At 73.0% G+C, this 16,792-nt stretch carries 17 protein-coding genes and 1 pseudogene; 10 read left to right on the forward strand and 8 right to left on the reverse strand.

What is annotated here, in order from left to right; translation table 11 throughout:
• A pseudogene (locus ACFWGZ_RS29395) lies at positions 1–205 on the forward strand (hypothetical protein); the annotation flags it as partial.
• On the opposite strand, the gene ACFWGZ_RS29400 reads toward ACFWGZ_RS29395, so the two are convergent.
• A complete protein-coding gene (locus tag ACFWGZ_RS29400) occupies positions 202–1,962 on the reverse strand; it encodes an ABC transporter ATP-binding protein (RefSeq protein ID WP_382454824.1) in 1,761 nt (586 codons plus the stop codon). The pseudogene ACFWGZ_RS29395 and the gene ACFWGZ_RS29400 overlap by 4 nt on opposite strands.
• 304 nt (positions 1,963–2,266) lie before the next feature.
• On the opposite strand from ACFWGZ_RS29400, the gene ACFWGZ_RS29405 reads away from it, so the two are divergent.
• Positions 2,267–3,535, forward strand: a complete 1,269-nt coding sequence (locus ACFWGZ_RS29405) for a cation:proton antiporter (protein WP_382454825.1) — start codon at positions 2,267–2,269, stop codon at positions 3,533–3,535.
• 5 nt (positions 3,536–3,540) lie between these two features.
• On the opposite strand, the gene ACFWGZ_RS29410 is transcribed toward ACFWGZ_RS29405, so the two are convergent.
• Positions 3,541–4,317 carry an alpha/beta fold hydrolase gene (locus ACFWGZ_RS29410; protein ID WP_382454826.1) on the reverse strand — a complete coding sequence of 259 codons (777 nt, stop codon included), beginning with the start codon at positions 4,315–4,317 and terminating at the stop codon, positions 3,541–3,543.
• Positions 4,318–4,348: 31 nt separating this feature from the next.
• On the opposite strand from ACFWGZ_RS29410, the gene ACFWGZ_RS29415 reads away from it, so the two are divergent.
• From ACFWGZ_RS29415 to ACFWGZ_RS29425, 3 genes are read left to right on the forward strand one after another with little or no spacing between them, the layout of a single operon-like run.
• Positions 4,349–5,017 (forward strand): DUF998 domain-containing protein, encoded by a 669-nt coding sequence (locus ACFWGZ_RS29415; protein WP_382454827.1) that lies wholly within the window; start codon positions 4,349–4,351, stop codon positions 5,015–5,017.
• A 9-nt stretch (positions 5,018–5,026) separates the two neighbouring features.
• Positions 5,027–5,878, forward strand: a complete 852-nt coding sequence (gene pdxY / locus ACFWGZ_RS29420) for a pyridoxal kinase PdxY (protein WP_382454828.1) — start codon at positions 5,027–5,029, stop codon at positions 5,876–5,878.
• Positions 5,879–5,933: 55 nt separating this feature from the next.
• On the forward strand, positions 5,934–7,259 hold the full coding sequence (locus ACFWGZ_RS29425; protein ID WP_382454829.1) for a hypothetical protein: 1,326 nt from the start codon (positions 5,934–5,936) through the stop codon (positions 7,257–7,259).
• A gap of 21 nt (positions 7,260–7,280) precedes the next feature.
• On the opposite strand, the gene ACFWGZ_RS29430 is transcribed toward ACFWGZ_RS29425, so the two are convergent.
• Together ACFWGZ_RS29430 and ACFWGZ_RS29435 are read right to left on the reverse strand one after the other, a co-directional pair.
• Positions 7,281–7,673: a VOC family protein gene (locus ACFWGZ_RS29430; protein ID WP_382454830.1), complete on the reverse strand. Its 393-nt coding sequence runs from the start codon at positions 7,671–7,673 to the stop codon at positions 7,281–7,283.
• Positions 7,670–7,963 carry an ArsR/SmtB family transcription factor gene (locus ACFWGZ_RS29435; RefSeq protein ID WP_382454831.1) on the reverse strand — a complete coding sequence of 98 codons (294 nt, stop codon included), beginning with the start codon at positions 7,961–7,963 and terminating at the stop codon, positions 7,670–7,672. The genes ACFWGZ_RS29430 and ACFWGZ_RS29435 overlap by 4 nt, the downstream gene beginning before the upstream one ends.
• Before the next feature lie 161 nt (positions 7,964–8,124).
• On the opposite strand from ACFWGZ_RS29435, the gene ACFWGZ_RS29440 reads away from it, so the two are divergent.
• Positions 8,125–9,171 carry a TerC/Alx family metal homeostasis membrane protein gene (locus tag ACFWGZ_RS29440; protein ID WP_382454832.1) on the forward strand — a complete coding sequence of 349 codons (1,047 nt, stop codon included), beginning with the start codon at positions 8,125–8,127 and terminating at the stop codon, positions 9,169–9,171.
• 46 nt (positions 9,172–9,217) lie between these two features.
• Here the strand turns inward: ACFWGZ_RS29440 and ACFWGZ_RS29445 are convergent, their stop codons facing one another.
• Together ACFWGZ_RS29445 and ACFWGZ_RS29450 are read right to left on the reverse strand one after the other, a co-directional pair.
• A complete protein-coding gene (locus tag ACFWGZ_RS29445) occupies positions 9,218–10,225 on the reverse strand; it encodes a peptidoglycan recognition family protein (protein WP_382454833.1) in 1,008 nt (335 codons plus the stop codon).
• A gap of 139 nt (positions 10,226–10,364) precedes the next feature.
• Positions 10,365–10,739, reverse strand: a complete 375-nt coding sequence (locus ACFWGZ_RS29450) for a CBS domain-containing protein (protein ID WP_382454834.1) — start codon at positions 10,737–10,739, stop codon at positions 10,365–10,367.
• A gap of 88 nt (positions 10,740–10,827) precedes the next feature.
• Between ACFWGZ_RS29450 and ACFWGZ_RS29455 the strand changes: the two genes are divergently transcribed.
• Positions 10,828–11,379 carry a hypothetical protein gene (locus ACFWGZ_RS29455; RefSeq protein WP_382454835.1) on the forward strand — a complete coding sequence of 184 codons (552 nt, stop codon included), beginning with the start codon at positions 10,828–10,830 and terminating at the stop codon, positions 11,377–11,379.
• Positions 11,380–11,501: 122 nt separating this feature from the next.
• The gene (locus ACFWGZ_RS29460) at positions 11,502–12,665 is read left to right on the forward strand and encodes a globin domain-containing protein (RefSeq protein WP_382454836.1); all 1,164 of its coding nucleotides are present in this window, start codon (positions 11,502–11,504) and stop codon (positions 12,663–12,665) included.
• A gap of 16 nt (positions 12,666–12,681) precedes the next feature.
• On the opposite strand, the gene ACFWGZ_RS29465 is transcribed toward ACFWGZ_RS29460, so the two are convergent.
• The gene (locus ACFWGZ_RS29465) at positions 12,682–13,854 is read right to left on the reverse strand and encodes a DUF6357 family protein (protein ID WP_382454837.1); all 1,173 of its coding nucleotides are present in this window, start codon (positions 13,852–13,854) and stop codon (positions 12,682–12,684) included.
• A gap of 40 nt (positions 13,855–13,894) precedes the next feature.
• Positions 13,895–15,196 (reverse strand): FAD-dependent oxidoreductase, encoded by a 1,302-nt coding sequence (locus ACFWGZ_RS29470; protein WP_382454838.1) that lies wholly within the window; start codon positions 15,194–15,196, stop codon positions 13,895–13,897.
• Between the two features lie 98 nt (positions 15,197–15,294).
• Here ACFWGZ_RS29470 and ACFWGZ_RS29475 point away from each other — a divergent pair, with 98 nt between their 5' ends.
• The gene (locus ACFWGZ_RS29475; RefSeq protein ID WP_382454839.1) at positions 15,295–16,122 is read left to right on the forward strand and encodes a helix-turn-helix domain-containing GNAT family N-acetyltransferase; all 828 of its coding nucleotides are present in this window, start codon (positions 15,295–15,297) and stop codon (positions 16,120–16,122) included.
• A gap of 103 nt (positions 16,123–16,225) precedes the next feature.
• Positions 16,226–16,747 (forward strand): HPF/RaiA family ribosome-associated protein, encoded by a 522-nt coding sequence (locus ACFWGZ_RS29480; protein WP_382454840.1) that lies wholly within the window; start codon positions 16,226–16,228, stop codon positions 16,745–16,747.
• The last annotated feature ends 45 nt before the right edge of the window (positions 16,748–16,792 follow it).

Raw genomic sequence — 16,792 nt, forward strand, 5'->3', positions numbered from 1 at the left:
CACCGACGAGTACCGGCCCGAAGCCGAGACGATCGCCCCGCGCCTGCCGGAGGCGGCGACCGAACACGACCTCGAGCGCATCATCCGCGAGGAGTTCGTCCGCTGGTTCGACGCTGACACCGCCGACGCCGTCGGCGACGACTGCTACGCCCAGATCGCCCGCGAGGCGTGGGCGATCTGGGCGGCCCACCGCGGAACCTCCTAGGAGCGCTCGCCGGTCAGCAGCTGCGTGGCGGCGAACTCGGCGTACAGCGGATCGCTCACCAGAAGTTCGTCGTGCGTGCCGGTGGCCCGCACCACGCCGTCGTCGAGCACCACGATCCGGTCCGCCTGCATCACCGTCGACAGCCGGTGCGCCACCACCAGCACCGTCATCGTCTTCGCCGCCGCGGCGACCACGTCCCTGATCGCCATCTCGTTCGCGGCGTCCAGCTGCGAGGTGATCTCGTCGAGCAGCAGCAGCCTCGGCCGGCTGAGAAGGGCGCGGGCCAGCGCGACGCGTTGCCGCTCGCCGCCGGACAGGAACGTGCCGCGGTGCCCGACCGGGGTGTCCAGGCCGGCGGGCAGCCGGTCGAGCAGGGAGTCCAGCCTCGTCTGCGCCACGACGTCGCGGACTTCCTCGTCCGTCGCGTCCGGGCGGCCGTAGACGAGGTTCTCGCGCAGCGACCCGGACAGCAGGGGCGCGTCCTGCTCGACGTACCCGATACCCGCCCGCAGCTGCGCCAGGTCCCAGTCGGCCAGGTCGCGGCCGTCCAGGCGGAGGTGGCCGGAGTCCGGTGCGTGGAACCTCTCGATCAGCGCGAACAGGGTGGACTTGCCCGCGCCGGACGGGCCGACGAACGCCGTCAGGCCCACCGCGGGCACGTCGACGTTCACGCCCCGCAGCACCTCCGGCAGGTCCGGGCTGTAGCGGAACCGCACGCCGGCGAAGCTCAGGCGGGCCGCGCCCTGCTCGGCGGGGCGGGTGGCGGCGGGCTCGGCGGGGCGGGTGGCGGCGGGCTCGGTCTCCATCCGGTCGACCTCGCTGAGCCGGCGCACCGCGGCGAACCCGATCTGCAGCTTGCTGCCGGCGTGCAGGATCTGCCCGATCGGCTCCTCCAGGAAGAACAGGAACAGCAGGAACGCCACCAGCGTGGACAACGGGATCGCGCCCGTCACGACCCGTGCGCCGCCGACGCCGAGCACGGCGAGGAACGACGCCTGCACCGCGAGGCCGTTGAAGCCGTGCACCAGGGCCTCCCAGCGCGCGGACCGCACACCGGCTCGCCAGGCGTCCTCGGCACCGCGTTCGACGGCCGCGATCTCGCGGGCTTCGGCACCGGCGGCCTTGACGGTGCGGAAGGCGCCGAGCACCCGCTCCAGCCGTGCACCGGTCTCGCCGACGGCGCTCTGCGCGGCGTGCGAGGCCTTCTCGATCATCGGCAGGCCGGCGAGCGCGAGCAGGCCCACGACCGTGAGCACGGCCAGGGTGATGCCCAGCAGGACGAGGTCCATCGCCGCCATCATCACGACCATCACGACGGTCGTCGCCGTACCGGTGATGAGTCCGACGAGGGCGTGCGTGCAGACCTCGCGCAGCAGCGTCGTGTCGCCGGTGAAGCGCGCCAGCAGATCGCCCGGCTCGGCGCGTTGCACGGCGGGCACCCGCAACGACAACAGCCGTCGTGCCAGCCGTTTCCTGGCGCCCAGCACGACCGACTCGGCGGCGCGCTCGAGCAGGTAGTTGCCGGCCATCGCGACCGCGGCGCCGGCCAGGGCGAGACCGACGAGCAGCACCAGCAGGCCGGTGATCCCGCCGCCCGCGCCGAGGCGGTCCACCAGTTCCTTGGCCGCCAGCGGCAGCGCGGCCGCGGCCAGACCGCTCAGCAGGACGAGCGACCCTCCACAGAGGATGGTGCGCCGCTGCGGCCTGGCGTACCCCAGAAGGGTGCGCAGGGTCGTGCGGTCGATCGGGGTGCGCACGGGAGACAACTCCGTCTTGGTCGAACTCGGACGTGGAGCGCGGCCCGGGCAGGCGGGGGCGCCGCCGCGGACCGGCCTGTCGATCCTCGGCTCCGCCACGGCTCCGGCGGCACCCGCGGACCAGCCGGAGCGCCCAGCCGGGCAGCCGGGTGGCGGCAGCCGGTCGGGGGATGCCGGACTTCACCGGTACGGGTGCATCGTGACCCGGTCGGTGTGCCTGCTGCGCACGAGCACCCGGTTTTCTCCGTCCACAGTGGCCTGACGGGTTCTACGCTCGCCACGTCGCCTCACGAAGCCCGGTCACATGAACTCGCTGCTCCTGCTCATCGCGATCGCCATCACGGTCCGGTCCCTCGCCGCGTCCCGGCTGGACCGGTGGAACCTGGGCGCACCGGTCGTCATCGTGGCGGCGGGCGTCGTCATCGGCCTGCTCAACGACGAGTCGATCAAGATCGCGCTGAACACCGAGGCGATGCTGCACGTGGCGGAGATCGTGCTCGCCGTGCTGCTGTTCGCCGACGCCACCGAGGTGCGCGGCGGGCGTCTTTGGGGCAGCTCGCCACGACTGGCCGCACGGGTCCTGCTGGTCGCCATGCCGCTGAGCCTGCTCGCCGCCGTGCTGCTGGGCTGGTGGCTCTTCCCCGGGCTGCCATGGCCGGTGCTCCTGCTGCTCGCCGGGGTGGTCGTGCCGATCGACTTCGCCCCGGCCGAACGGGTCGTGCGCGACCGCGGCCTGTCGTCGCGGGTGCGCAGCGTGCTCAACGTCGAAGGCGGCTACAACGACGGCATCATCTCGCCGCTGTTCCTCTTCGCGTTGATCCTGGCGGGCGACCACACGCAGGAACGCACGCCGCTGGGCGCGCTGGCCACGGTGCTGCCCTTCGCGCTGAAGGCCGTCGTGGCGGGCCTGGTGCTGGGCACGGTCCTCGCGCTGCTGCTGTCGGCCGCGCACCGCACGGGCTGGCTCACCGAGCAGTCCGGGCGCATCGTCGTGCTGCTGGTCCCGCTGCTCACCTACGCCGCCACGGTCGCGGTGGACGGCAACGGGTTCGTGGCGTCCTTCGTCTGCGGCGTCACGTTCCGCTACGTCCACCGGCGGGCGAAGGCCCGGCAGGTCCGCCAGTCCCCGCGGGGCAGGGAGTTGCTGCGCGGCGGGGCGCTGAACGAGGACTTCCGGCTGCTTGAGGACTTCACCACGCTGCTGACCATGACGCTCTGGTTCGTCGTCGGCATCAGCGCCGTGCTGGCCTACTCCGAGGTGCCGTCGTGGCAGGTCGTGCTGTTCAGCCTGGCGGCGCTCACCGCGGTCCGCCTCGTCCCCGTGCACCTGTCCTTCCTCGGGTCGGCGCTGTCACAGCGGGAGCGGCTGCAGATCGGGCTGCTCGGGCCGCGCGGCACGACGTCGGTCGTCTTCGGGCTCCTCGCCTTCAACCGGCTGCCCGAAGGTCCCGCCGCCGACACGATCCTGCTGGTCACCGTGACCGTGGTGCTCGGCAGCGTGGTGCTGCACGGCATCGGCGCCGGCCCCGCCGTCCGGTGGCTGACGCCGGCCGGTCGCACACCCGCCGGCTGACGGGCTCAGGCCGTGGCCAGGCAGCGCAGCACGGCGTCGGCCACGGCCTGCGGATCGTCCCACTGCACCAGGTGCCCCGCGTCGGGCACGATCCGATGCACGCCACGGGAGGACAGTGATGCCATCGACCCGTGAGCGCTGAGGATGCGCGAGGCGGACCTCGCTCCGCCCAGCGTCCCTCCCGCCGTGAGCACCTGCCACGGCACGTCCGGCAGCTCGCGCGTGCCGCGCAGCGCGTCCACCTCGGCGACCAGCGCGGGATACCCGGCGAGCTCCTCCACCACGGCGGGGCTGATCGGCGGCCGTCCGGCCAGCCGGAGCAGCGGACCGGCGCAGCGCGCCACCAGCCCCGCCGCGCCCAGCCCGAGCAGCGCGTTCGCGGCCGCGGCGCCGATGTCGGCCGGGCGGCCGATCCCCGGCGGCGCGAGGCTGGGGTCGGCGAGGACGGCGCCGCGCACGCGGTCGGGACGCATCCGCGCGTACGCCTCCACGTGCAGACCGGCCAGCGAGTGCCCGACGAGCACGGCCGGGCCGCCCGCGACGTCGAGCACCGCGTCGAGCACGGCCACGTCGCGCCGCAGTGCCGCGGCCTCGAACGCAGGCGTGCTCGCGCCGATCCCGGGCCGGTCGAATCGCACGACCCGAGCTGAAGCCGCGAGCGAACGGGTAACCGGGTCCCAGTCGGCGACCGCGCCCGCCAGCCCCGAGACGAGCACGACCGGCGCGGCGCCCGCCGGTCCGTCCACCACGAGGTGCAAGTCCGAGCCCACCACCTTGACCACGACCACAGCATGGCGGAAGGAGAAGACGAGCGTGACGGAGGAGAGGTCGCCGAGGCGCGGCCGTGCGCACCTGTTCACCCGGCCGGGTGGGTGGCTGGTCGCCGCGGCGGTCCTCTACTCGTGCTGGCTCCTCGAACTGGTGCTGCCGACCGGCCTGTCCCCCGTGGACGGCTACGTGAGCGAACTGCTCGCCGGCGACCAGCCGTTCCGGTGGCTGTTCCGGGTGACCGACGCGCTCACCGCGTGCTGCCTGGTGCTCGCCGCAGTGCGCCTGCGCGGGCGGCTGGTGGTCGCCGCCGTGCTCGTGTTCGGCCTCGCGACCCTGGCCGACACGGCGCTGGCGCTGGACTGCGCCCCCAGTGTCGACGCGCTGTGCCGCAGCCGGGAGGACGACGGGGCGGTGTCGCTCAGCCATCAGGTGCACCAGGTGACGAGCGTGCTGACGTTCCTCGGCGCTCTCGGCTGCGCCGTCGTCCTGGAACGGGGCACCCGCTGGTGGAGCGCGAGGGCGGTGCTCGTCCTGCTCGCCGTGACCGGCGTGCTGTCGGCGCTCCTGGCCAACCAGCCCGGCGCCGGGCTGGTCCAGCGCCTGCAGCTGCTGACCGTCGCGGCCGGGTTGCTGCTGGCAGCGCGGGCGTCGTCGCGAAGGTCACCCGCGCGGAGGCCGAGCGGCGCCGCAAAGCCGGCAGGTCCGTTCTAGGGTGGGCGGATGAAGGTTCTGTCCATCCAGTCGGTCGTCGCCCACGGCCACGTCGGCAACTCCGCCGCCGTGTTCCCGCTGCAGCGCCTCGGGGTCGAGGTCGTCCCGATCCCCACGGTGAACTTCTCCAACCACACCGGGTACGGCGCGTGGCGCGGTCCGCTCCTGCCGCCGTCGGACGTGGCCGAGATCCTGCTCGGGGTGGAGGAACGCGGGGTGTTCGGGCAGGTCGACGCCGTGCTGTCGGGCTACCAGGGCGGCACCGGCATCGCCGATGTGATCATCGACGCGGTGCGCAGGGTCAAGGTGGCGAACCCGGCGGCGCTCTACGCGTGCGACCCGGTGATGGGCAACGCCAAGTCCGGCTGCTTCGTCGCCCCCGAGATCCCCGTGCTGCTGCGCGACCGGGTAGTGCCGGTGGCCGACATCATCACCCCGAACCAGTTCGAGCTGGGCTTCCTCACCGGCACCGAGCCGGCGAGCGTCGAGGAGACGCTGGCCTCCGCCGACCTCGCCCGCGCGATGGGCCCGTCGACCGTGCTGGTCACGAGCGTCGAGCGGCCCGACCGGGAGGAGGGCACGATCGAGATGCTCGTCGTGGACACCTCCGGCTCGTGGCTCGTGAGCACCCCGCACCTGCCGTTCAAGGCGAACGGGTCCGGCGACGTGACGGCGGCGCTGTTCACCGCCCACTTCGTGCAGACCAGGGACGCGGCGCTGGCGCTGGAGCGCACCGCGTCGAGCGTGTTCGACCTGATCGACCTGACCTACCGCTCCGGCGAGCGCGAGCTGCGGCTGGTGCAGGCCCAGGAGTGCTACGCGAACCCGCGGATGCAGTTCAAGGCCGAGCAGGTGCGCTGAGCCCGCTGCCGCGAAACGGCCCCCGCGTCCCTGCCGAGGTCCTACCCTCACGCGGGTGGCCGATGCGTGGCAGGCGTTCCGCCTCGAGGTGTTCGGAAGCCCGTACCTGGTGTGGCACGAGGGTGCCGACACCGCGAAGCTGGTCGCCGAGCACGAACGCAGGCCGCAGCGGGCGGAGCGGATGCTGCTCGCGGGCGTGGCCGAACGCGACCACGTCGCGGTCGAGTCGCTCGGAGCCCTCGCCGCCCTCGGCCGTGCACCGTCGGACTTGGTGGCGGTGCTGCGGTCGGTCCTGCCGTCCGCACTCGGCACGTTCCGCGTGCGCACCGCCCAGGTGCTGTGCGAGCTGACCGGCGACGACGGGTACGTGTCCGAGGTGGCCGCGGTGCTCGAGGGCTTCGAGCACTGGGGCGAGCGGATCGACGCGGCGATGGCGCTGCCGCGGCTGCCGATGACCCCGCGTTCGCTGGCGGCCCTGCACCGCGGCCTGCTCGACCAGGAGTACCTGGTGCGTTACCACAGCGGGGACGGCCTGCTCAGCCTGGCGGGCCGGGGGTCCGACATCGGCAACCACCCCGGGTTCCGCCGGCTGACCGCCGAGGACCCGCGGGAGTGGCGCTCGCTCGCCGACGAGCTGCTCGGCGCGTTCGGGGAGCGGACCGCGGGCGTGTACGGCGACCCGGCGCGCTTCGCCGTCGAGCTGGGCCCCGCCGACCACTCCGCGCCGCACCGCAGAACCGCGCGGTTCCACCTGGCGGGCACCCGGCTGCACGGCACCGACCGGCACCACGTGCCGGCGCTGCGCAACCTGGGCGTGCACACCACCCACCCGGACCGGCCCGCGAGCTACGCGAACCTGCGCACCGCGCTGGAAGCCCTGGGGTTCACCGGCCTGCCCGAGTCGGTCGAGCTCGACGAAGCGCGGACGCAGGCCACGCTGGACGCCGTCACCGCGGCTCTCGACTTCGACTTCGACGTTTCCCGTTGGCGCGCAACGGACCTGCTCGTCGGCGACCGGTCGAGGCTGGCGTTCGAGATCGGGCCCGCCGACCCGGACTGCTCCCGGCTGCGCACCTGCACGCTGTGGCTGGACGGCGCGATCGCGACCCCGTTCGACAACACGGTGCACGTGCCGCAGTTCGCGAACTCGCTGCGGCACGACGCTTCCCGCCGCCGGCTGTGGCAGTCGTGGGACTTCGCGCGCTGGGGCCCCACCACCGACCAGCTGACCGCGACGCTGCACCTGGGCGGTCAGCTCCGGTACCGGCTGCACTCGCGGATCGAGGGGGTCGGTGACCGCGAGGGCGAGGTGTGGGTGCGCACCGGCAGGACGATCGCCGTCCTCAGGGAGACGGCCGACGTGCTGACGGCCGGTCTCTGACGTCCGTCCTCTGCGGACCCGTCACAGTTCCTTGTGGTGGACGATCTGGATGAGGTTGCCGCAGGTGTCGTCCAGCACGGCGGTCGTGACCGGCCCCATCTCCAGCGGTTCCTGCGTGAACCGGACCCCCAGCGAGGTCAGCCGGTCGAACTCCGCGCGCACGTCCTGCACCGCGAACTGGGTGGCCGGGATCCCGTCCGCCACCAGTGCCGCCTTGTACGGCTGCACCGCGGGGTGGCCGTCGGGCTCGAGCAGCAGCTCCGTCCCTTCCGGGTCCTCGGGCGACACGACGGTCAGCCACCTGTCCGTGCCGATCGGCACCTCGGTCTTCTTCACGAAGCCCAGCACGTCGGTGTAGAAGCTCAGCGCCTTGTCCTGGTCGTCGACGAAAACGCTGGTCAGGTGGATCCTCATGCGGTGTCCTCCGGCGGTCTGGGCTGGAGCCATCGCGTGACGATGTGCTGCAGCGGGTCGGTGTCGAGGTCGTGGAACTTGTAGCGGCCTTCGCGGCGCGACCGGACCAGGCCGGCCTCCTCCAGCACGGCGAGGTGCTGGCTGACCGCCTGGCGGGTCAGGCTCAGCCCGTGCTTGGTCAGCAGCCGGGTGCAGATCTCGAACAGCGTCTGCCCGTCGCGCTCAGTCAGCTCGTCGAGGATGCGCCGGCGGTTCGGATCCGCCAGCGCCTTGAAGAGCCCCTCGTCCACGACCGCCACAATAGGCAAGTCTCCACTTGCCTGCAAGCTCTCGCTTGCCTGACAGCTGTTGCCCTGTCGCGCCGCGCGGGAACCAGCCGAAGATCGGCGTGCACCCGCTCCCCGCTGGGTATCCGCAGACGCCAGGCGAACGCCCCGGCGTGAAGGGTGACATGAGCGCCGAACTGGACATCAGCCTGCTGACCTGGGCCGCGACGATCGGTTTCATCGTGCTGCTGCTCACCGTCGACCTCGTCGTCGCGGCGAAGCGGCCGCACCACGTCGGACTGCGCGAGGCGGCCGCGTGGTCGGTGTTCTACGTGGCGGTGGCCGTCGGGTTCGGCGTGTGGTTCACGCTGCAGCACGGCAGCGGGCCGGGCACCGAGTACTTCGTCGGCTACCTGGTCGAGAAGAGCCTCTCGGTCGACAACCTGTTCGTCTTCGTGATCATCATGACGACCTTCGCCGTCCCGGACGCCCACCGGCACAAGGTGCTCACGTTCGGCATCGTCCTCGCGCTGATCATGCGCGCGGCGTTCATCGCGCTCGGCGCGACGCTGCTGTCGTTGTTCTCGTTCGTGTTCCTGCTCTTCGGCCTGCTGCTGATCTACACGGCCGTACAGCTCTACCGGCACCGCGACGAGGAACCCGACATCGAGGACAACGTCGTGGTCAAGACGTCGCGGCGGGTCCTGCCCGTCACCGACGACTACTCCGAGGGCGACCTGGTCACCAAGGACCACGGCAAGCGCAGGGTCACTCCCCTGTTCGTGGTGCTGATCGCGATCGGCACCATCGACCTGCTGTTCGCGCTCGACTCCATCCCCGCGGTCTTCGGCATCACCGCGCAGCCCTACATCGTCTTCTGCGTCAACGCCTTCGCGCTGCTGGGCCTGCGGGCGCTGTTCTTCCTGGTGCAGGGGCTGCTCGACCGGCTGGTGTACCTCTCGGCCGGTCTCGCGCTGATCCTCGCGTTCATCGGCGTCAAGCTGATCCTGCAGTGGGCGCACGAAGACGTCAGCAAGAGCGTGCCCGAGATCCCCACGCTCGCCAGCCTCGTCGTGATCGCCCTGGTGCTGCTCGTCGTCACCGTCGCGAGCCTCGTCAAGACCAGGCGCGACCCGAGCGTCAAGGCGCGACCCGGATCGCTGCGCACCCGCCGCAACCCCGCCGGGCGCAAGGACGAGCAGCGCAGCCGGGCGGCCGGCCGCGACTCCTGACCCGGCCCGCGGTGCCGGGCGGGGGCGGTGTCAGGCCAGGCTGGTGTCAGGCCAGGGCGGCGGCGACCTGGCGGCGCACCTCGTCGAGCGCGGGGTAGAAGGTCTTGCCCGGGCAGCCGGTGGCCATCCAGTCCTGGTGTCCCGAGATGCCCCGCACGCGCTTCGCGGCGCCGCCGATCGGGTTGACGTAGTCGACCTCGCCGAGCGGGTCGACGCCGGTGACCTCGCACAGCGCCGCGAGCACCAGCACCAGGCTCCGCCTCGCCGCGTCACCGGGGCCCGCCGACGTGAAGTCGCCCATGAGGCACACCCCGACGTTGCCCGCGTTGTGGCCTCCCACGTGAGCGGCGTTCGACATCAGCAGCCGGTTCCGCTCGTCGCGGCCCGGGCCGAACACCGGACCGGCGTCGCCGCCGGACACCCGTCCCTCGTAGACCGTCCCGAGAGGATCGATCAGCAGGTGGTAGCCGACGTCCCCGAAGTCCTGGTTCACCGTGTGGAACCGGTAGATCGCGCGGAGGTCCGCGGCCGGGTCGGGGCCCACGGCGATCGCGCTGTGGTGGACCGTCAGCGCCTGCACGGGGTGGAAGGTCTGCGGGTAGGCCTCGGCTCCGTCGGGGCCGAAGCGCAGCGACTCGTCCGCGCCCCACTCCCGCCGGCTCAGGTAGGTGCACGGCACCTGCTTCTGGCCCAGCACGAACGAGTCCTGAGTGGACCGTGCGGTGCCGCCCGGCGCCCGAGCCACCACTTCCCCGGTGCCGCCGGACGGTCCCTCGACCTCGTACGCGCTCGCGTCCCCGGGCATCGCGACCAGGCTGCCGCGCGCGACCCGTCCCGCGTCGTCGCCGGCCGAGCAGCTCTGCGCGGCCTGCCACCGCGTCCACCGGCCTGACGCCCTGAACCGCACCCCGCGCACCCCGGGCCCGAGGGCCAGATGGGACGCGCCGGCCGACAACGACCTGACCTCGCCCGACGCCGCGGCTCGTCCGCCCAGACCGGCGCCCACCACCGCGGAACCCGCCAAAGCGGTCTTCAGGAACACCCTGCGATCCACGAAAGTCCTCTGCTCGCGGCGAATGGCAAGATCGGCTCGGAGCCACCTGCCCGGCACGGGGACGACCGTAGTCCGACTCGCCCCGGTCCGGCGCGATGATGACACCTTCGGGTACACCGAATCGGGTGCCCGGACGCGGTCAGATCCGTTCCGCGACGGCGATGCGCACGTCGATCACGCCCGCGACCGCGCGCACGAGAACCTCGGCGACGTGGCGGTCGGTCGCGTCGTCCATCCCGTCCACTGTGGACACCTTGCCGCCGTGGACCTCGACCGCCCACCGGCGGGGGCCGCCGACGAAGCCGAGCCGGTGCCGGATCTCGGCCTCGACGACCGGGTCCGCGCGGCTGATCGAGCGGAGCAGGTCGCGGCGGGTCACGATGCCGGCCAGGCGGCCCTCCCGCACGACCGGGACGCTGCGGCTGCCGTGCCGCAGCATCAGGTCGGCGACCTCCGCGAGGTCGGCGCCGTGCGGGCCCCCGGTCCCGCGCCGCGCGGGACCTCCGCCCCTCACCCGGAACCGGCGGCGCTGCGAGCGTGGATCGCGGGACGACCGCCCGCGGCACCACGGCCGACCGGCGGGAACTCATCGGGAGGAAGTCATGTCCGCTGTCCGAACCCCTGAACGCACGCGCACCGACGCGGGCGTCGTGCCGCTCGCGGTGCTGCGCATCGTGACGGGTCTGCTGTTCCTCTGGGCGTTCCTCGACAAGGCGTTCGGCCTCGGCTACGCCACGCAGGGCGGGAACGCCTGGTTCTCGGGCGGCTCGCCCACGAAGGGCTTCCTCGGCCGGGTCGACGCGGGCCCGTTCCAGGGGGTGTTCCGCGACTGGGCGGGCGCGTGGTGGGCCGACGCGCTGTTCATGACCGGCCTGCTCGCGATCGGCCTGGCGCTGGTGCTCGGCATCGGCCTGCGGGTCGCCGCCGCGGCCGGCGCGGTCATGATGCTGCTGATGTGGGCCGCCGAGTGGCCGCCCGCGCGGCACGACTCGGCCGGCGAGGCCACGATGTCCACCAACCCGGTCATCGACCACCACGTCGTCTACGCGATCGTCCTGGTCGTGCTGGCGGTCACCGCCTCCGGCGCCGTCTGGAGCCTGGCCCGGTGGTGGGACGGCCTGCCGGTCGTGCGGTCGCACCCCTGGCTGCGGTGACGGGACCAAGGTCCTCGGTCGGACGCGACCTTCTCAACTGCGTTCGGACCCGGATGATCGCGCAAGCTCAGGCGGCGACCGGATCACCCGGTTCCCCGCACCGAACCGCCGAGGAGCTTCCTGTGCTTTCCGCTGCTTCAGCCGCCGTGGTGCGCGCGACCCTGCCGGTCGTCCGCGATCACGCCGCCGCGATCACCGCGGAGTTCTACCCGTCGATGCTCGCCGCGCACCCGGAGCTGCTGGACCTGTTCAACCAGGGCAACCAGGCCAGTGGCAGGCAGCAGATCGCCCTCGCCTCCGCCGTGGTCGCCTACGCCCAGCACCTGCTCGACGGCACGCCGTTCGGCCCGATCGCCGAGCGCATCGCCCACAAGCACGTCTCGCTCGGCGTGCGCCCCGACCAGTACCCGATCGTCGGCAGGCACCTCGTCGGCGCCGTCGCGACGGTGCTCGGTGACGCGGTCACGCCCGAGGTCGCGGCCGCCTGGGACGAGGTCTACTGGCTGTTCGCGGTCACGCTGATCGCGGCGGAGGCGCGGCTCTTCCAGACCGCGGGGGTCACCCCGGCGGCGGTGTGGCGGCCGTGGCGGGTCGCCAAGCGCGACGACGAGGCGGTCGACACGGTCTCGTTCACGCTCGTCCCCGACGACGGCGGCGCGATTGTGCCGTTCGAACCCGGCCAGTACGTGTCCGTCGCGGTCGACCTGCCCGGCGGGCACCGGCAGCCGCGCCAGTACTCGCTGTCGCAGGCACCGGGGCGCGGTGCTCTCCGCATCACCGTCCGGCGGGTGCGAGGTGCCGCCGGAACGCCGGACGGCGCGGTGTCGAACTTCCTGCACGACCACGTGCAGGCGGACGACACGCTGCTGGTCGGCCCGCCCGCCGGGCAGACCGTTCTCGATCCGGGCCGCCGGCCCGTGGTGCTGATCAGCGCGGGCATCGGCATCACCCCGGTGCTGTCCATGCTCGACCACCTCGCCGCCACGCAACCCACGCGCACGGTCGTCGCCGTGCACGCCGAGATCTCCGCCGACCGCCACGCCCACCGCGCGGAGTACGACCGCTTCACCGGCACCAGCCGGCTGACCTGGTACGAGAACGGTGACGACGGCGGGCAGGCGGGCCGCGTCGACGTGGAGGCGATCCCGCTGCCCGTCGGCGCGATCACCTACCTGTGCGGCCCGATCCCGTTCATGCGCGACGTGCGGGCCGGTCTCGTGCGGCGCGGTGTTCCCGCCGACGACATCAGGTACGAGGTCTTCGGTCCGGGGATGCTCGAACGGTGAGGCCGCACAGCCCCTGTCACGCCCAGTTGCCGAGCTCCGCGTCGATGCGGGGGTCCGTGCGGACCCACACCTCACCGGAAGCGGCTCCCGCCGGGGCGTCGACGCGCTCCAGGCCGAGCGTCTCCACGAGGTCCAGGAGGGTGTCCCTGGCCGGGCCCGCCTCCTCGGCCGTGCAGCTGTCGAACAGGACGTAGTGCACGTCCCAGCGGTCGTTGTACCCGGTGTCGGCCCAGATCCGGCAGAAAGCCGTCAGCGCCGCGGCGTCCAGCGGTGCGAGCGGCTCCGAGTCCGGAGTGGACGTGTCCTGCCCGAGGAACCGTTCGAGCAGCTTGCCGACCCCGGTGGCCTCGACGTCCAAGCCCTCGTCCCGCAGGCGCGTCACCAGGCCGTCCGCCATCGCGCACGGGCCGGAGAAGGTGAAGATCCCGGTGGCCGCCACCACGGTGCCGCCGCCGGGATGCGGGACGGTGGACACCGCGCCCTGCTCCGGCACGTCCCGGACCAGGGCGAGCAGGTCCGCCGGCACCCCGTCGTACAACGCCGCGCACGCGTCCGGAGTGGACGCGAGGGCGCTGGAGCGGTCGAACGTCACCACCAGGCCGCGCCCGCTGGAGGTGAACCAGGCGTTGACGGTGTCACCGGTGCCGTAGCCGTAGTGGGTGACGCCGGAGACCGTGACCGGCTCTCGTCCGTCGGCGCGGGTCAGCTCCGCGAGGCGGCGGCGCAGTGCGCGCGGGTGGGTCTGCCGCAGCACGGACCGGTCGAACTCGGACCGCAGCTGCGCGGCGCGGTCCTGTTCCGCCCCGCTCCTGGCCGCCCGGTGCTCCAGGTGAGCCGACCGGGCCCGCAGGAAGCTCTCGGCGTCCGGCAGCCAGGGCCCGTGCGGGTCGAGGGCGGCGAAACCGCCGCCGACGAACTCCTCCGCCAGCGCCCGGTGGTCGCCGCCGCCGGTGACGACCCGGTACTCGGTGCGCGAGTCCTGCCAGCCCCGCACGCGGCAGATGGCGCCGATGTCCACCATGAACACCAGCGCCTCCTCGGCGGCCTCGTCCTCCAGGCAGAACGACGTGTTGTCCGCACTCCGGTACCGGGCGACGAACTCCAGGAACCCGTCCACAGCGGACTGGTCCCCGCCGGGCAGCCACTGCTGCTGGTGGTCCTTGTCGTCGCTGAACGTCAGCGGTCTCATCACCCGTCCTCGCCGTCAGACTGCGGTCTCGCCGCCCAGGCTATGCCGTCGTGGTGCCAGCCGGCGCCGCGCAGCAGCCGCCACCGTCCTCCGGCGGCGCGTCGAACACGCCGGCGCCACCGCACACCCCGGTCTCCGGCAGCACGAGCTCCACGCGTGCGGCGGCCTCGTGGTCGCCCGCGAGCGCGGCCGCCACGGACCGGGCCTGTTCGCAGCCGGTCAGCGACAGGAACGTCGGCGCACGCCCGTAGCTCTTCATGCCCACCAGGTAGACACCGGGCTCGGGGTGGCGCAGCTCGTTCTCGCCGTGCGGGGAGACGGTGCCGCACGAGTGGACGTTGGGGTCGATCAGCGGCGCGAGCCTGGCCGGCGCCTGCAGCACCGGGTCGAGGTCGAGCCGCAGCTCCGACAGCCACGACAGGTCCGGCCGGAACCCGGTCAGCACCACGACCTCGTCGACCTCCTCGACCCGGTGGCCGTCGAAGGACTCCAGCACGAGCCTGCCGTCCTCACCCCGGTGCACCGCGGCGGTGCGGAACCCGGTCACGGTCTTCACGTGCCCGGCCTCGGCGGCCTCGCGCGCCCGCGAACCCAGGGCACCGCGCGCGGGCAGCTGGTCCGACTCGCCGCCACCGAAGGCGTTGCCCACCGCGCCGCGGCGCACCAGCCACACGACCTCGGTGCCGGGCTCCTGCTCGGCCAGTTCCGCCAGCACCACCAGCGCGGTGAGCGCCGAGTGCCCGCTCCCCGCCACCGCGATCCGCCTGCCCGCGTACCGGGAGCGCTGTGCGGCGAGATCGGGCACCCGGTAGGTGATCCGCGCCGCCGCGGCCTGCTCCCCCAGCGCGGACAGGCCGTCGCCGCCGAGCGGGTTCGGCGAGCCGAAGGTGCCGGACGCGTCGATCACCGCGCGGGCGATGATGCGTTCCTCGCCACCGGCGGTCCGCACGTGCACGGTCAGCGGCTCGTCCTCCCGGCCCGCGTCCACCACCCGGTCGCGGCCGCGCCGGGCCACGCCGGCCACCCGCGCGCCGAAGCGCACCCGGTCGCCGAGGGCGTCGGCCAGCGGTGTGAGGTAGAGGTCGGCCCACTCCGCGCCGGTCGGACACGCGTCGTCAGCAGGCCGCGCCCAGCCCGTGCCCGCGAGCAGCCGTTCCGCCGCCGGGTCGACCAGCTCGCTCCAGCGCGAGAACAGCCGGACGTGGTTCCACTGCGCCACGGCCGCACCGGCGCGGTCGCCCGCCTCCAGCACGAGCACGCGCTCACCCCGTTCGGCCAGATGTGCCGCCGCGGACAAACCCGCAGGTCCAGCACCCACCACGACGACCGGCAACCCGCCCACCGCACACCCCTTGTATCGAAGTACGTCGAATCAGCGAGCCGGACTGTATCGACCGGGATCGATTGACGCAACCATCGACGCCGGTCGATACTCTGTCCGTGACGACCACTCCCGCCGTGCTGCCCGCCGAGGACGCCGCGACGTACGCGGACTGGTTCGCCTGCCTGGCCGAACCGACGCGCGTGCGCCTGCTCCACGCCGTCGCGACCGCGGGCCGCTCGATGACCGTCGGCGAACTGGCCGAGCTCGCCGGCATCAGCCAGTCCACCTGCTCGCACCACGTGCGCAAGCTGGTCGACGTGGGCTTCCTCCGCCAGGGCAGGGACGGCACCGCGACCCGCGTGAGCGTGAACCCGTCCTGCTGCACCGGTCTCCCCCACGCCGCCGACGTCGTCATGGGCGTCCTGGCACCGCGTCGCCGCCACCCCGGCGACCTCCCGGCGGACGTCGTGGTCCGCCCGCTGGACACCGCCGACTGGAACGCGGTGCGCCGCATCTACGGCGAGGGCATCGCCACCGGCAACGCGACGTTCGAAACCGAGGTGCCCCCGCGCCGCGCGCTCGACACCAAGTGGCTCCCCGGCCACCGCTGGGTCGCCGAGGCCGACGGCCAGGTGGCGGGCTGGGCCGCGCTCACCGCGGTGTCCGCCCGCGACTGCTACGCGGGCGTCGCCGAGACGTCGGTCTACGTGGGAAGCGGTTTCCAGGGCCGCGGCGTCGGCACCGCGCTGGTGCACCGGCAGGTCACCGCCGCGGACGACGCCGGCCTGTGGACGTTGCAGACCTCGATCTTCCCCGAGAACCGCGCGAGCCTCGCCCTGCACCACTCCGCGGGCTTCCGCACCCTCGGCGTCCGCGAGCGCATCGCGCGGCACCACGGGGTGTGGCGCGACACGGTGTTCCTCGAGCGCCGGACCGTCCTATGAGGACGATGCGGCCACAGCGGCCCCGGACCGCCGCGAGCCTTGGGTCGCCGGTGGCGCGTCCACGAAAGGGTTGTTCGGGTCGTCCGACCAGGTGATGGTGAGCGTGGCCGTGTTGTCGTCATTCGCCGTGTCGCAGAGGAAAACGCCGGGCACCGCGCTGAACAGTGCCGCGTTTGAAATCGCGCTTCCCGTGGTATCGGTCAGGACCATTTCTGTTTCGTTCCGGAGGGTGCTCATGCAGATCCAGGTCAACACCGACCACAACGTCCACGGTGGCGAAGGACTGGCCGCCTATGTGACCACCGACCTGGAAAACAACCTGTCCCGGTTCAGCGGTTGGGTGACCCGCGTGGAAGTGCACCTCAGCGAGGACGGGGGCAGCAAGCCGGAGGACAAGAAGTGCGTCATCGAGGCGCGCCCCGGTGGCAAGCAGCCGGTCGCGGTCACCCACCACGCGACCACCGTGGACGACGCGTACGCCGGTGCGGCGCAGAAGCTCGGCCGGGTGCTGGACTCCCGGTACTCCAAGGCGCACGACCACAAGGGCAGTGACAGCATCCGCCACATGCCCGCCCCGGAGGACCCGGAGCTGGTCGGCGCGCTCGAGGACGAGCCCCGGAGCTGATCCGGGCGACACGACGCCGCCGCACGGGTCAGCCGCCGGCTACCC

It is taken from the genome of Lentzea sp. NPDC060358, from assembly GCF_042725365.1.
Taxonomy (GTDB): Bacteria; Actinomycetota; Actinomycetes; order Mycobacteriales; family Pseudonocardiaceae; genus Lentzea.